This window comes from Chitinophaga sp., assembly GCF_039596135.1.
GTDB lineage: Bacteria > Bacteroidota > Bacteroidia > Chitinophagales > Chitinophagaceae > Chitinophaga.
The window spans coordinates 1-12,562 of record NZ_JBCNKH010000024.1; the positions used below are offsets into that span (position 1 = coordinate 1).

At 44.3% G+C, this 12,562-nt stretch carries 14 protein-coding genes; 5 read left to right on the forward strand and 9 right to left on the reverse strand.

Annotation, left to right across the window (positions count from 1 at the left end):
* Positions 1-111: 111 nt before the first annotated feature.
* Positions 112-414 carry a hypothetical protein gene (locus tag ABDW16_RS15500; protein WP_343670894.1) on the forward strand — a complete coding sequence of 101 codons (303 nt, stop codon included), beginning with the start codon at positions 112-114 and terminating at the stop codon, positions 412-414.
* A gap of 2 nt (positions 415-416) precedes the next feature.
* On the opposite strand, the gene ABDW16_RS15505 is transcribed toward ABDW16_RS15500, so the two are convergent.
* Positions 417-1,349 carry a hypothetical protein gene (locus ABDW16_RS15505; RefSeq protein WP_343670895.1) on the reverse strand — a complete coding sequence of 311 codons (933 nt, stop codon included), beginning with the start codon at positions 1,347-1,349 and terminating at the stop codon, positions 417-419.
* Positions 1,350-1,388: 39 nt separating this feature from the next.
* On the opposite strand from ABDW16_RS15505, the gene ABDW16_RS15510 reads away from it, so the two are divergent.
* Both ABDW16_RS15510 and ABDW16_RS15515 read left to right on the forward strand, forming a co-directional pair.
* Positions 1,389-2,312 (forward strand): DJ-1/PfpI family protein, encoded by a 924-nt coding sequence (locus ABDW16_RS15510; protein WP_343670896.1) that lies wholly within the window; start codon positions 1,389-1,391, stop codon positions 2,310-2,312.
* Between the two features lie 70 nt (positions 2,313-2,382).
* Positions 2,383-3,141 carry a DJ-1/PfpI family protein gene (locus ABDW16_RS15515; protein WP_343670897.1) on the forward strand — a complete coding sequence of 253 codons (759 nt, stop codon included), beginning with the start codon at positions 2,383-2,385 and terminating at the stop codon, positions 3,139-3,141.
* A 102-nt stretch (positions 3,142-3,243) separates the two neighbouring features.
* Here the strand turns inward: ABDW16_RS15515 and ABDW16_RS15520 are convergent, their stop codons facing one another.
* The 5 genes from ABDW16_RS15520 to ABDW16_RS15540 all read right to left on the reverse strand — a co-directional run bounded on the left by ABDW16_RS15520 (position 3,244) and on the right by ABDW16_RS15540 (position 8,480).
* On the reverse strand, positions 3,244-4,227 hold the full coding sequence (locus ABDW16_RS15520) for a helix-turn-helix domain-containing protein (RefSeq protein ID WP_343670899.1): 984 nt from the start codon (positions 4,225-4,227) through the stop codon (positions 3,244-3,246).
* Positions 4,228-4,377: 150 nt separating this feature from the next.
* The gene (locus ABDW16_RS15525) at positions 4,378-5,445 is read right to left on the reverse strand and encodes a saccharopine dehydrogenase NADP-binding domain-containing protein (RefSeq protein WP_343670900.1); all 1,068 of its coding nucleotides are present in this window, start codon (positions 5,443-5,445) and stop codon (positions 4,378-4,380) included.
* A gap of 41 nt (positions 5,446-5,486) precedes the next feature.
* Positions 5,487-6,284 (reverse strand): AraC family transcriptional regulator, encoded by a 798-nt coding sequence (locus tag ABDW16_RS15530; RefSeq protein ID WP_343670901.1) that lies wholly within the window; start codon positions 6,282-6,284, stop codon positions 5,487-5,489.
* 81 nt (positions 6,285-6,365) lie between these two features.
* Entirely contained in the window at positions 6,366-7,784 is a 1,419-nt protein-coding gene (locus tag ABDW16_RS15535) for an aldehyde dehydrogenase family protein (RefSeq protein WP_343670903.1), read from the reverse strand.
* A gap of 138 nt (positions 7,785-7,922) precedes the next feature.
* Positions 7,923-8,480, reverse strand: a complete 558-nt coding sequence (locus ABDW16_RS15540) for a Crp/Fnr family transcriptional regulator (protein ID WP_343670905.1) — start codon at positions 8,478-8,480, stop codon at positions 7,923-7,925.
* Positions 8,481-8,550: 70 nt separating this feature from the next.
* Between ABDW16_RS15540 and ABDW16_RS15545 the strand changes: the two genes are divergently transcribed.
* Complete coding sequence (locus tag ABDW16_RS15545; RefSeq protein ID WP_343670906.1) at positions 8,551-9,537, forward strand: NAD(P)-dependent oxidoreductase; 987 nt, start codon at positions 8,551-8,553, stop codon at positions 9,535-9,537.
* A gap of 129 nt (positions 9,538-9,666) precedes the next feature.
* On the opposite strand, the gene ABDW16_RS15550 is transcribed toward ABDW16_RS15545, so the two are convergent.
* Positions 9,667-10,515, reverse strand: coding sequence for an NAD(P)-dependent oxidoreductase (locus tag ABDW16_RS15550; RefSeq protein WP_343670907.1), 849 nt, complete (start codon positions 10,513-10,515; stop codon positions 9,667-9,669).
* Between the two features lie 137 nt (positions 10,516-10,652).
* Between ABDW16_RS15550 and ABDW16_RS15555 the strand changes: the two genes are divergently transcribed.
* Positions 10,653-11,015, forward strand: a complete 363-nt coding sequence (locus ABDW16_RS15555) for a DUF2809 domain-containing protein (RefSeq protein ID WP_343670908.1) — start codon at positions 10,653-10,655, stop codon at positions 11,013-11,015.
* A 121-nt stretch (positions 11,016-11,136) separates the two neighbouring features.
* On the opposite strand, the gene ABDW16_RS15560 is transcribed toward ABDW16_RS15555, so the two are convergent.
* Both ABDW16_RS15560 and ABDW16_RS15565 read right to left on the reverse strand, forming a co-directional pair.
* A complete protein-coding gene (locus tag ABDW16_RS15560; protein WP_343670909.1) occupies positions 11,137-11,949 on the reverse strand; it encodes an oxidoreductase in 813 nt (270 codons plus the stop codon).
* 139 nt (positions 11,950-12,088) lie between these two features.
* A complete protein-coding gene (locus ABDW16_RS15565) occupies positions 12,089-12,562 on the reverse strand; it encodes a hypothetical protein (RefSeq protein ID WP_343670911.1) in 474 nt (157 codons plus the stop codon).

A 12,562-nucleotide genomic window follows, 5' to 3' on the forward strand; every position in this document is an offset into this window, starting at 1 on the left:
CCTGGCCCCATTACCATTGGTTATGAATGGTTTTCCATCGGCAGGGGCATTCACCGCCTTAAACACGCACCATAAATTAACTGGCGCTAATTTTGTTATAATTTAACTATCATGAACAAGGATCGGAAATCCCCACACATACTGAACACCTCTACGAATTTGTTAGGCTTTTGCCTGATTGTATTGACATCGATCAAGGTAGCGGGGTTCAACAATACTACAGTCATTGATGATGTAACAGGTATAGCGGCTATATTACTAATGGCCAGCTGTTTGTTATCCTTCCTTTCTTTACGCTCTACCAATCCACCGTGGAGCAATAAACTTGAAACAATAGCTGATTATACCTTCCTGGCAGCACTGATCTGCATCAGCATTACTATTATCTTTGTATCCTTTAATTTATTGAAGTAATTTTATTCTTCCTTATTTGTATCCATAATTTCCTCATTTTCCACTTTCAACATGAAATATGGAAAATTAGATTTCTTCTTTTGTAACATCACTACAAATGGCTTGTCAAAAATAAGATTGGGTGGCCGTTTTACTTCTACTGAGTCTGTTGAAACTTCTATAGATGCTAAATCTATTACTTTCGCCCCTTCCTGATCCAGCGTAAAAGTAGTCTTCTGACGCGCCGTTGTTATCGTATACCCCTTTCCTTTTGCTTTAAACTCAATACCCTCCAGCTCCTTAAAATGCTCTTCTTCCATAAACTTCAATACCGGTATCTGCAAGGTCGCATATTCTTTAATCGTCGTTCCCTTCCTGATAGCCCCCTGGATTTGCTGCAGGATGACATGTAGGTTAGCTCCCTTATTGAATCCCTTTGCCAATATCATATCTGAAGACTTATCTTTTGAATCTAAGTTCATCACAAAGTGATCTTCATCCCTATAATAAACCAGGTGAGCCTCTCCAATAATTTCCGGATCATAATCCTGCATCCCAAAGGCCTTCACCGCCTTACCATTAAATTGAAGTGTCTCACGAAGCGGTTGCATGGGTACATCAAATCCCAATTCCTTTTGAAAGTTAACCAGTACAGCAATATTACCCCCATCAATTTGCACATCTTTTTTATACTCCCTGGCACTCAACATATCCCCTGAAAACGGACTATCATTCATCCACTTCACCGCCTTCGCCTTATTATTAATAGGCGCCCCTACCTGCTTCCGCATTTCATTCCATGCCAATGTAAAACTCGCCGCAAACGCGATATTTTTACTCGCATCCACCGGCGTCAGCATATTAGAAACAATCTGTGATCTTGAATAATATCTTGTTTTTTTACAGGCGATCATCAGCACCATGGCCGCCAGCAAATAGGGATATAAAGTTTTCATAACTCTAAGTTATAACAAAATTCGGCTACCTTTACGCTGATGCTGAACAGAGTCATATTTTTCATAGCCAGTCAAACACACATTCTCGACCTCGCCGGACCAGTACAGGTGTTCTACGAGTCAGCTGAATACGGACACCCTTATGAAATCATTTACCTCTCTGATCAACCGGAAAAAGCCTGCTCCTCCGGCCTGATGATTGGCCAACTCCAACATATCAACGATATCGCTATTGACAAAGATGATATCATTTTCATCCCCGGTTTTCAATTAAATGCCGACAATCAGGCCCTCCGGAACTGGCTGATTCACATCGCTCACATTGGTGCCACCCTCTGCTCAGTATGTACAGGTTCTTTTGCCCTGGCTGCCGCCGGCATCCTTGATGGACATGGTTGTACTACCCACTGGAAATATACCCGGCGCCTGCAGGAGGAATATCCGGAGACGAAGGTTTTCACAAACCGTCTCTTTGTAAAAAGCGGGAATATCTATACCAGCGCCGGTATCACCACCGGTATCGACCTGGCGCTATTCATTATTGAGGAACGCCATGGCCCTGCGTTCGCCTGGCAACTGGCTGCTGAACTGGTGGTGTACATTCGTCGTGATGGAGAAGATTCCCAGCAAAGCGTCTACCTCCGGTACCGCCGACATATCAATAATCATATTCACCAGGTGCAGGATTTTATCATTCACCATCTTGATCAGAAGCTCTCACTTGATATCCTGGCCGCCCAGGTGCATACTGGTTCCCGGAACCTGACAAGGATGTTTAAAGCCGCTACCGGAATCACTATTGGTCAATATATTGATAAACTGAGGGTGGAGAAAGCCATCAATTTATTAAAGGAAAATAATAAAGTCACCATTGTAGCCCAGCAATGCGGGTTCAAAAGTGTTGTGCAATTAAGAACGATGGTAAAAAAACATACCGGCGTACTGCCTTCAAAGATGTCCTGATTCTTTCCTTTCTTGTCCTTCTCCCACTTTTTCCCGCCCCCTACCTTTACCCCATAAAATTACCGCCATTATGAAACGGATCATCTCAATCGTGCTTTTTACAATGCTGACCGCCTTTGCCAGCGCACAGACTTACGTTTGCCCACCTTGCAATGGCCCGGGCTGCGACACCCTCACCTTTATGAAACCCGGCAAATGCCCACACTGTGGCATGAAGCTGATCAAAAAAGAAGAAGAAATTAAGAAACTGAATGTTTGCTTCTACCTGTATGATGGAATAGAAGTGCTGGACTTTGCCGGTCCGCTGGAAGTATTTTCCTATGCTGGCTGCAATATCTCTATCGTGTCCAAAACTACCGATCCGCTTCGTGCACAGGGTGTACTCAAGGTACTCCCTACCTATAGTATTGAAAATGCCCCTCCTGCAGACATCTTTGTTACCTTCGGGGGTAATGACGGTGTAGCGGCAAACGACCCTGAAGTGATTAAATGGATTCAATCCCGGATTCCGGATACCAAATACTTTATGTCCGTATGCACCGGCGCCTTTATTTTGGGAAAAGCAGGTATCCTGGATCATAAAACGGTGACCACGTTCCACAACAGCATTGAAAACCTGCGAAAGGCGTTGCCTAACAGCACGGTACTGGCTGATAAACGCTTTGTAGAAGATGGAAATGTATTAACAACTGCGGGGATTTCTGCCGGAATAGATGGGGCACTGCACCTGGTTGAGAAATTACGGGGGCATGATGCAGCTATGCAGATAGCGAAACAAATGGAATATGATAAGTGGGTACCGGGAGAAGGATTGGTTGTAAATCAATAAAGTAAATGAGGGAGCTGTGGTAGCTCCCTCATTTACTTTATACAGCGATTGCTATATTTATCCTGTACTTCACCGGCAACAAATCTTTCGATTAAGCCATTTCTATACAGCGATTGCCTCTTTATTATACTTATTCCTGTACTCCACCGGCGATAACCCCGTCTTTCTCTTAAATACAGTTCTAAAAGCTTTATTATCCGCATACCCCACCTCACACATCACCTCATTAATATTTTTACGGCTGGTTTCAAAACCCTTTTTAGCAGCTTCAACTTTCACCCGTTGAATATATTCAGAAACGGTATTGCTGGTCGCCTTCTTGAACCGCCTTTCAAAACTCCGTCTACCCATAGTACAAAGCGATGCCAGTTGATCGACGGTAATACGCTCCTGGAAGTTTTTCTCAATAAAATCCTGTGCCCGCTTGATATCTTCATCCAGATGATCCCGCTGTCCGCGGAACATGATAAATGGTGACTGGCTAAACCGATCAATTTCAATAGCAAAATACTTCGCGCAAAAGATCGCCATTTCCCGGTCGGTATATTTTTCTACCAGGTACAGGAGTAAATTCCAAAAGGAATTAGCGCCGCCACTGGAATAAATTCCGTTCTCGTCGGTGATAATCCTATCAGAGACCATTTCCACATCCGGAAACATCTTTCTGAACAAATGTTCAGACTGCCAGTGGGTACTGCATTTCTTGCCTTCCAGCAAACCGGTGGCTGCCAGCAGGAAAGCACCTACACAAAGGCTTGCAACCTCCGCACCGCGGTTGTATTGCGCCCTGATCCAGGGGAAGAACCCGCTGTTAGCGGCGATCACTTTGTCCATTTCCCCATTTACGGCAGGGATAATGATCAGGTCAGTGTCGAAATCATCCTGTATACTCAGGTCCGGGGTTACTTTACAAAATCCATCGTATACCATGGCATCGTGTGTCAAACCCACCAGTTGGATCGTGAATAAAGGGTCGTCTCCCCGATCAATCAGGAAGTTATTCACGTTAAAGAACATTTTGTGTGCGCCTTCAATACAGCCCAGGGACGCGGCACCTCTGGGAATTAATATAGATATGTGTTTCATTGTAGGTCATCTTGTGCGAACCCTAAGTTACAGAAAAATGTAACTTCTCAATCCACTGGCGATATTGTGCCCGAACATAGCTTTGTACAAGCGGCCAGCCAATTAATTTAACACACCAACCAGCACCGGGCAACTTTCCAGTCTTTTAATTTACTGCACCAACCCGCGCTGCACGCCGGGTATTTCCATAATTAATTCCGTGCCATAAGCAGTAGCGGGCGTCTGATACCCCGGCGTAAATTCCTTGTTCAATACTTTCCTGGTAATCAACAAAGCAGCCAATGCAGTAAGTGTATATGCTTCCGGCACCACCATATTCGCGGTAAGCGTATTTCCGTTCTCATTACTCACCTGTGCCCATATAAGCGTATTCGTCTTATCCCGTGTTGCCTTATCCGGACCAGGTGATTGTCTTTTTACTATCGCATTAGCAATTCCCCGTACAAGTTTAGTTTTGAGTAACCAATTATAAGCGCCTTGCCCCTTCAGAAAAAACCAGGCAGCTTTATTCATATTGATGTACGTTTCTATATTCGGTATCCCGGTAGATACATAAGCTGTACTGAGGTCACCCCACGGCAGACTCATTGTAAAAAGCTTCTTTTTCATTCCTGGAAATTGCACATACATTCCTCTCTTCCCCACCGGCTCTTCCACCAGTTTTCCATCTATTCTCGATAATCCGGGCAGTCCCAATTTAAGCACTGTATTAATAGCCGTACCTCTTGATAATGAACTATTCAATACAGCAAATGCAATCTTTAACGAACGCGCGTCCGGCATTTGTTGTTTCAGCCACAAAGCAAGGCAGTCAGTAGGCACCACATCATAACCAGCACCCGGCAGCAACATGACTCCGCTGTCTTTGGCAGCCTTATCATAAGTGTGGATCATGTCGTAAATAATAGCATCCCCATTTAAATCCAGATAATGGCGGCCTTCGGCAATGCATGCTTCAACAAGTTGCTTTGCTGTAAAATCATATGGCCCGGCAGCATTTACAACCACGGGTACTTCCTGCAAAGCCTGTTGCATAGCAATTTTATCGTCCAATGCAAATACCCTGACAGGCAGCTTCAACTCCGCGCCCAGTTGCTCTAATGCCTGTTTATTTCTGCCAGCCAGTATAGGTTGCAGGCCGTATGCTGCCGCATAGCGGGCTATTAATTCTCCGGTGTACCCGTTTGCTCCATAGAGCAGGAATGCTTGATCCAACATGGGAGAAAAGTACAAATATTCTTTGGTTCTCCATCACCTCCCTATGCCCTCACCCTCGACGGCGCCACCCCATACACCTTCTTAAACACAAACGAAAAATGTGACAAATCCTTAAAACCCACTTCCAGGTACACATCCGTTGACTTCCACCCTTTTTCCTTGATCAGATAATAAGCATCCTCCAATCTCTTCTGCTGCAACCACTTCCCCGGCGTAGTATGAAACACTTTCTCAAAATCCCGCTTGAACGTCGCCAAACTCCTCCCCGTCAGATACGCAAACCTGCTGATATCCACATTGAACTTATAATGTTCATTCATATACGCCTCCAGGTCTATCTTTCCCGGTGTACTAAAATCAAATAACAAATTCTTCAGCTCAGGCTTCAACTGCAACAACAATAGGGCCGCTTCCTTCACCTTCATCATTGTCAACACCGGGTTATGCACTCCCTGCCCATCTATATATGGCTGCAATGAATCCCTGTAATGTGTGAGCAGCTGATGCTCCGGCAAATGGAAATTCTTCTCGCCCCTAAAAATACCCTCCGCCTTCAAACCTGTCTCCTGGCTCAAACTATGCAGCAACTCCTGGTCTATTCTAATTCCTACCGTCTTAAAATCACCGCCCCCAACAGGTGGAATTTTTACAAACTTCGCCAGCTGATTCCTCGCAAAGAACCTGAAATCACCTTCCTTAAACACATAATGCGTTCCATCTAAAAACACTTCCTGCGTTCCCGAAACCACATACCCCAACGAATGCTCTCCAATAAAATTCTCACCCTCCCTACTCACGTGATGGTAACAAGACACCAGTATTCTATCCTTTTCTAACATAAGTTACAATTAAATTTCGGCGGGAATTTCACTTCCCGCCGGTCATTTTTGTTCATTATTTCAACCTGTATGCCGATCTGTTCATTCCCTGATGATCGTCTTCGGCTCCACATATTCTTCCAATCCAAAGGTACCATATTCTCTCCCGATACCTGACTGTTTAAATCCACCAAACGGTGCCAGCGGATCATGCTGCAAACTATTCACCATTACTCTACCTGCCACTATCTGCTCCGCTACCTTCCGCGCTCTCTCTTCGTTCGTACTACTCACATACGCAGCCAATCCGTATGTGGTATCGTTCGCCATCGCTATCGCCTCTTCCTCCGTTTGATAAGTCAATACTGAGATGACTGGCCCAAATATTTCCTCCCTTGCTATACGCATATCAGGAGTTACATTTGCAAACACAGTTGGTTTTACAAAGTTACCTCCCTCCAGTCCTTCCGGATGTCCGGCGCCACCTGCCAGCACCTCCGCACCCTGTTCTATCCCTGACTGTATATAAGACTGCACACGTTCATATTGCTTCACACTCACCATTGGTCCAATCGCCGTATTTGCATCCGCAGGATCTCCTACTTTTACATTTGCTACCGCCTCTTTCAATAATTCTTTCACTTCGCTCAGACGGGATGCCGGTACCAGCAACCTTGTACCTGCTATACATGCCTGTCCGCTATTCATAAAACCCGCTGCCACCGCCATCGGTATGGCTTTTGAAAAATCAGCATCATCAAGGATGATATTGGGCGACTTTCCACCCAACTCCAACGTTACCCTCTTCATAGTATCCACTGCACCCCTGGCAATCGTTTTACCCACAGCCGTAGAACCTGTAAATGATATCTTCGCTACATCCGGATGACGTGTCAGTTCAGCCCCCACTACACTCCCCAAACCATTCACCACATTGTAAATCCCCGCAGGCAATCCGGCTTCATGAAACGCCTCTAATACAACCTGTGTTTGCAATGCACTCATTTCACTCGGCTTGATTACTACCGTACAACCAGCAGAAATCGCTGTCGCCAGCTTTCCACAAATGAAATTCGCATTCGCATTCCAGGGAGTAATGATCCCTACCACTCCCAGCGGCTCCATCCTCACCTGTGAACGACCTACCTTGCGCTCAAACTCAAAGTCAAATAACACCTCCTGTGCATGCAGGAAAGTAGCCAGCGCCATCTCTGTACTCGCCTTTGCCCGGGAAGCCGGTGCTCCATATTCCAGGATGGTAGCAGCAGTAAGATCATCGATACGACGCAAAAGCGCATCATGCAATTTTTGCAGGTATTCAATCCTCGTTTCCCTGGAAGAAAGAGAAAATGTCTTAAACGCTTCCTTTGCACTCGCTATCGCCAGTTGCGCATCCCTTTCATCACCCAGTCTTACCTGGCCAATGAGTGTATTTGTAGCTGGATTTATCAGCTCAAACATTTCCTGTCCGTGTGGGGTCACAAACGCCCCGTTGATATAAATTTTATCTATCGTTTTCATAATTGATATTTTGATAGATCAAAGGTAGGACGGGAAGGGGTCACGCTGTTTTGTTCTAAAGCTCAAATTACTTTGTTATAAGGGTCAATTTATTTTTCCTATAAGCAGTCTATTTTGCTACAACTCAGCTACAAATAATCAACTATTCTCCTTCAATAAACGGTTCAGACTCCGCACGCTAATACCCATATACCCCGCCAGATCCTGTTTGGTAAAACCAATCTGCTGCGCAGCCAGCATTTTCTGTAACTGGGGTAATAGCTCCGCCATGGTATATAATTGCTGCCTGGCCATTTTCACTGAAGAATTCGCTACCCTGGTAGCCAGCAGCCGCATCACCAGGTTATTAAAAGCAGGAATGGTCTGTAAAAAATAATGGAACTGGCCCACTCCCATAGCATACAGGCTTACAGGGGTTACGGCATCCACACTGCAAATAGTCTTTGTACCCCGAATAGCCTCCACCTCTCCCAGCATTTCACCTTCTCCCAGGAATTCAAGTATATATTCCTTGCCATTCTCTTCCGTAATCAGGGGTTTTACCACACCAGCACGAATGATATATACCTGCAGGATCTCCTGCCCCTGGAATATAAACCGCTGTCCGGCGTCAAACTGTCGCACGGTAATTGCACCTCCCGCTGCAGGCAGCATGTCATTGATTAATTGTAATAAGGCGGAGTTTGTTTGGATCATATTGTAAATTGGGACAAATGTCCCGCGATTAATTTTTACCCAAAGTAAATTTACATTCTCAATTGATTATATGAAAATACTCATTACTGGCAGCACCGGGCACCTCGGCGAAGCATTGGTCAGAACCCTCTCTCCGCAGGGGCATGACATCGTCGCCGTCGACATACAACCTTCTTCGTTTACTACCCATACCGGCAATATCGCCGATCCCTTCTTTGTACAGGAATGTATGAAAGGTGTGGATATCGTGCTGCATACTGCCACCCTGCACAAACCACATGTAGGCACTCACTCCCGCCAGGAATTCATTGACACCAATATTACCGGCACCCTGCAATTGCTGGAAGCAGCTACCGCCAATAAGGTAAAAGCCTTCATCTTCACCAGTACCACCAGTGTATTCGGAGATGCGCTCATACCGCCTCCCGGCCAGCCAGCCGCCTGGATCACAGAAGAAGTAACGCCTCAACCTAAAAATATCTACGGCGTTACTAAAACTGCTGCCGAAGATCTTTGCCAGCTCTTTTACCGCAATCAAAAACTGCCTGTTCTTATCCTGCGCACGTCCCGCTTTTTTCCTGAACAGGATGATAATAAAGGTATGCGTGATGCATTTGACGATGATAATCTTAAAGCACTGGAGTACCTGTACCGCCGTGTAGATGTTGAAGATGTTGTTACTGCACATATTGTAGCAATGCATCGTGCACAGGAAATTGGTTTTGGGAAATATATTATCAGTGCAACAACACCTTTTACTACAGCAGATCTTCCTGTATTAAGAGCGCATGCGCCTCAGGTTATAAAACAAATTTATCCAGCGGCAGCAGACATCTTTGCACAGCATAACTGGAAATTTCTTCCACATATAGACAGGGTATATGTCAATGAAAAAGCACGCAGGGAACTGCATTGGCAACCACAACACGACTTTGGCTCCCTGTTACAAAAACTACAACAGGGGCAATCAATAAAAAGTAAACTGGCAGATATTATTGGTGCAAAGGGTTATCACGCAACGTCCTTCTCCGAAGGTCCTTATCCTGTTAATCATTAAGTAAGATCGTATTAAAAAGAGAGCCCGTATCAAAAGTTCAAGATACAGGCTCTCTTAATTCGGGTACCTGGGTATCGTTTAAAACGATTCTCAGGACATGATTTTATCTTTGATACATCCTACCTGCCTCTATAACGCATCTTTACTAATAATCGTCCAATCCTTATTTCCAAACCCTTTCTCTATCCACTCATCCATCACCTTTGCCACCACCGGTATCACATTCAGTTCCGTACCAGCAGCTGCAGTCGCTTCCATAAACAGCCCTGCATCTTTCCTGGCCATATTCAATTCCCATGACGGATCATCATAAGGCGCTGACAACATCCGCTTCAACCTGGATGTAACAGACAGTCCCGGATTCCAATCCCCCAGCAAAGTCAATATATCATCACCATTTACACCCAGTGCTTTACCTACTGCAAGCATATCCGTCAAACCTGCCGTGAGGCATATTAAGAATGAATTCCCTACCAGTTTCATCGCAGCAGCCTTGCCCGTTTCAGCACCAAAGTTCACCAGCTTACCTGTCATAGGTGCCAGCACAGGTTCTAATTTGCTTAACACAGCAGCATCCCCGGACACCAGCATAAACCCTGTACTGTCCAGTGCATTGCCCGGTCCCATGAACACAGGTGCATGCTGATAAGTAAACCCTTTTGCTTTCCATTCTTTCGTACGTTCCTTTGCACCTTCCACAGTAGTGGTAGTATGATCAATGATCACAGCGCCCGGTTTTAATCCAGGTTCCGCTGCTGCCAGCACTTCATTCACCGCTGCATCATCCTTCACCACTATATGTACATAATCTGCACCCTTCACAGCATCCGCCACATTTGCAAAGGCCTTTGCTCCAAAAGCCTCCATAGCGGTAGCCCTCGAAGTCGTTCTGTTCCATACCTGTACCTGCTCTCCTTTTTTAATTAAAGCCTTCGTGAAATTTGATCCTAAAAGGCCCATACCTAAGAATGCTCTCATAATTCCGTTATTTTTAATAAAGTTACGAAATTTCATTCTTTAGGTTTTGTGGTTGCCAATAGCAATGGAGGAACAGGCATTACTGTTATCATTCTCTTTATGAAAAAAGCCTCAATTATATCCCTATCTTAGCACCCATGTTCAAGTTTAGTTTAAAGTATTTTGTACTGGCCCTGGCCCTCTTTATTATCGAGGTATTGATAGCCCTATACGTACACGACTCCTTCATCCGCCCATATGCAGGCGATTATCTCGTTGTTATCTTCATTTACTGCGTAGTAAGAAGTATCTACCAGGCACCGGTAAAACGTGTTGCCCTGGGCGTATTACTCTTTTCTTACCTGATTGAGATAGGCCAATATTTCAATCTTGTGAGCCTACTGGGACTGCAACATAACAAAGCTGCCAGGATTATTATCGGGACCAGTTTTGCGTGGAGTGACCTGATTGCCTATACTTTAGGCATCCTGACGGTCATACTGGTAGAGAAAAAACGATAGGATACTGCAATTTCCTTAAATGAATTATACCCATTTTCTGCATAAAAGATTGATCCTCCGGAAGCTTTCTCCAGAACTAGAAGATATAGGTCTGTAATGATGTGTTCTGTAAAATCCATAGTTATTTCATTTGCCCCATTATCATTTTATCAAACATCTTATCCGACAGCAATTTCCTTGCAATGACGGCCTGTTTTGCCATATAACCGCCTACATAACGGAACTTCGGTTTGGGCGCTTCTATGCTTTTCAGGATTAGTGTGGTTATTACTTCGGGTGCTGCATTTTTTGCAGTTGCTCTTTTCATAAAATCAGCCAATTTATCAATGGTTGCTTTATAAGCTGATTGAGTAGAATTCTTCACCAAATTATCATAGGCAATGCCTGCCCACTCCGATTTTACACCTCCCGGTTCTATCACAATTACATCAATTCCGAATTGCTTTACTTCATTGCGGAGTGCATCGCTCAATGCCTCCAAAGCAAATTTACTGGCATGATACCAACCACCATAGGGCAATGCAAACTTTCCGCCTATGGAAGATATGTTTACGATCTTCCCGAATCTGTTTTCCCTCATTTTTGGCAACACTAATTGTGTTAGTCGCATTGCACCAAATACATTTACTTCTAACTGGTATTTAGCATCAGCCATAGATACATCTTCTATCGTTCCATAAGCCCCGAAACCTGCGTTGTTGATTAAAATGTCAATTCGTTTTTCCGCATTTAATATTTGCTGCGCGCCATTAACCAGTGAGGTTTCATCAGTAACATCCATTGAAAGGGTTTTTATTCCCAACAGTTCAAGATCTTTCATTTTATCCAGCCGTCTTGCCGCTGCATACACCGTATAATTGTTTTGAGCTAACAGCTTTGCTGTTTCTTTTCCCATTCCTGCGGAAGCTCCTGTTATTAACACTACTTTTTTCATCGCTTTAATATTTGTTCATAAATCGGAGTCACAGGAACATTCCTAAAATATCCTCCGATAAATGCCGTTACAAATATGCAATGAAAGCAAACCAGGCTGTTTTTGTCAGTAGCTCAATGTTACTTTGCTCAACAGCTCATCAAGGGCTAACGGCCATTTTCATCGCTGTTATGCGGTGTATTCTTTCCTCCTTATTATATGGTTCGGCTTGTTTAAGTCCTGTATTATCATAACTGCCATATTCAATTTTATTATTGCTCAAAAACTCAATCCGCTCAACCGTTCTAATGCTTTCAGGCACATTAGCTCCAAACCATTGTTCATCTGCCTGCAATTGCCAGGTTACGCCATATAGTACTGCACCCACCGGGTAATTACCATCACCGCTTACTTTAGCATAGTTATAAGCGGGATCGTTGCCATACAGTACTGTTACCGAGCTGTCTTTTGGATGAATAGAACTGGTTATTGCATTCAGCAATAATGGATTTTCAGGTAAATCTCCTAAACTGTTTATAGAAGCCTTTTCATTCAGGCCCAATTCGTTTTTTGGCGTACAGCTAAATATTGAAAGACTTACTATGCTTACGAGGATGTATAGGCTGTGTTTCAT

Coding starts and splice junctions, on each gene's coding strand:
- ABDW16_RS15520 (WP_343670899.1), bottom strand. CDS start 4,227: ATGAAACACATATCTATATTAATTCCCAGAGGTGCCGCGTCCCTGGGC.
- ABDW16_RS15515 (WP_343670897.1), top strand. CDS start 2,383: ATGAAACGGATCATCTCAATCGTGCTTTTTACAATGCTGACCGCCTTT.
- ABDW16_RS15500 (WP_343670894.1), top strand. CDS start 112: ATGAACAAGGATCGGAAATCCCCACACATACTGAACACCTCTACGAAT.
- ABDW16_RS15550 (WP_343670907.1), bottom strand. CDS start 10,515: ATGAGAGCATTCTTAGGTATGGGCCTTTTAGGATCAAATTTCACGAAG.
- ABDW16_RS15540 (WP_343670905.1), bottom strand. CDS start 8,480: ATGATCCAAACAAACTCCGCCTTATTACAATTAATCAATGACATGCTG.
- ABDW16_RS15530 (WP_343670901.1), bottom strand. CDS start 6,284: ATGTTAGAAAAGGATAGAATACTGGTGTCTTGTTACCATCACGTGAGT.
- ABDW16_RS15560 (WP_343670909.1), bottom strand. CDS start 11,949: ATGAAAAAAGTAGTGTTAATAACAGGAGCTTCCGCAGGAATGGGAAAA.
- ABDW16_RS15525 (WP_343670900.1), bottom strand. CDS start 5,445: ATGTTGGATCAAGCATTCCTGCTCTATGGAGCAAACGGGTACACCGGA.
- ABDW16_RS15555 (WP_343670908.1), top strand. CDS start 10,653: ATGTTCAAGTTTAGTTTAAAGTATTTTGTACTGGCCCTGGCCCTCTTT.
- ABDW16_RS15565 (WP_343670911.1), bottom strand. CDS start 12,562: ATGAAACACAGCCTATACATCCTCGTAAGCATAGTAAGTCTTTCAATA.
- ABDW16_RS15505 (WP_343670895.1), bottom strand. CDS start 1,349: ATGAAAACTTTATATCCCTATTTGCTGGCGGCCATGGTGCTGATGATC.
- ABDW16_RS15535 (WP_343670903.1), bottom strand. CDS start 7,784: ATGAAAACGATAGATAAAATTTATATCAACGGGGCGTTTGTGACCCCA.
- ABDW16_RS15545 (WP_343670906.1), top strand. CDS start 8,551: ATGAAAATACTCATTACTGGCAGCACCGGGCACCTCGGCGAAGCATTG.
- ABDW16_RS15510 (WP_343670896.1), top strand. CDS start 1,389: ATGCTGAACAGAGTCATATTTTTCATAGCCAGTCAAACACACATTCTC.